Genomic DNA, 1,220 nt, shown 5'->3' on the forward strand with positions numbered 1-1,220 from the left:
TCTATTAACTTAAACGATAAACTATGGAAATTATTTCAGTACCATTCATCATTTTTGGATTGGTTATTTTTTTCTCTGCTTTTTTCACAGTAAAACAGCAAACTTCAGTAGTAATTGAACGATTTGGAAAATTTACAAGTATTAGAAATTCGGGTCTTCAAATGAAAGTACCAGTAATTGACCGAATAGCTGGAAGAGTAAATCTGCGTATTCAACAATTAGACGTAATCATTGAAACACAAACTAAAGATAATGTGTTTGTTAAGATGAAAGTGTCGGTTCAATTTAAAGTAATACAAGAGAAAGTGTATGAAGCTTTTTATAAATTAGAATATCCGCATGATCAAATAACGGCATATGTATTCGATGTAGTACGTGCCGAAGTACCAAAATTGATTTTAGATGATGTATTCGTTAGAAAAGACGATATTGCAATTGCAGTAAAACGTGAATTGAACGAAGCGATGACGACTTATGGTTACGACATCATCAATACATTAGTGACTGATATTGATCCGGATATACAAGTTAAAAATGCCATGAACCGTATTAATGCTGCGGAACGTGAAAAAGTAGCTGCTGAATATGAATCAGAAGCACAGCGTATTCGTATTGTAGCTAAAGCAAAAGCAGAAGCAGAAAGTAAACGTCTTCAAGGTCAAGGTATTGCAGATCAAAGAAGAGAAATTGCTCGTGGATTAGTAGAATCAGTAAATCAATTGAATGAAGTGGGAATCAATTCACAAGAAGCCAGTGCTTTAATTGTGGTAACCCAACATTATGATACATTACATGCTATTGGTGCCGATACCCATTCTAATTTAATATTGTTACCAAATTCACCGCAAGCAGCAACCGATATGTTAAACAATATGGTGGCAAGTTTTGCAGCGAGTAACCAAATTGGCGAAGCAATGAAAACAACTAAACCAAAACCAAAAGATAAACATTTAGGAAGTGGTTCTGATGTTCCTCCTACACAAGGGTAAATCTTTTTTTAAATAATTTATAAAAACCATCAATTTTAAAATTGGTGGTTTTTTTATATCTAAAATTTATTGAAGTAACTATTTAGACTGTTTTTATTGATAAAAACATATAAAAACAACAAAAACGTATTTAAAAGCTTTTTTAGACACTTTTACAACTAATAACTTAAATTCATATTACCCGTTTTTAAAAATGTTTTAAAAACAAAATATAAAAGTCGATTTTAAAAG

1 protein-coding gene is annotated in these 1,220 nt (G+C 31.1%); it reads left to right on the top strand.

The window, feature by feature from the left end; all coding sequences use genetic code 11:
* The first annotated feature begins 23 nt into the window (after positions 1 to 23).
* A complete protein-coding gene (locus tag QZ824_RS11660; protein ID WP_291276186.1) occupies positions 24 to 989 on the top strand; it encodes an SPFH domain-containing protein in 966 nt (321 codons plus the stop codon).
* The last annotated feature ends 231 nt before the right edge of the window (positions 990 to 1,220 follow it).

The organism is Flavobacterium sp. (assembly GCF_021151785.1).
GTDB lineage: Bacteria > Bacteroidota > Bacteroidia > Flavobacteriales > Flavobacteriaceae > Flavobacterium.

Excerpts from the sequence above, each read along its gene's own strand:
- QZ824_RS11660 (WP_291276186.1), top strand. The coding sequence starts at position 24 with ATGGAAATTATTTCAGTACCATTCATCATTTTTGGATTGGTTATTTTT.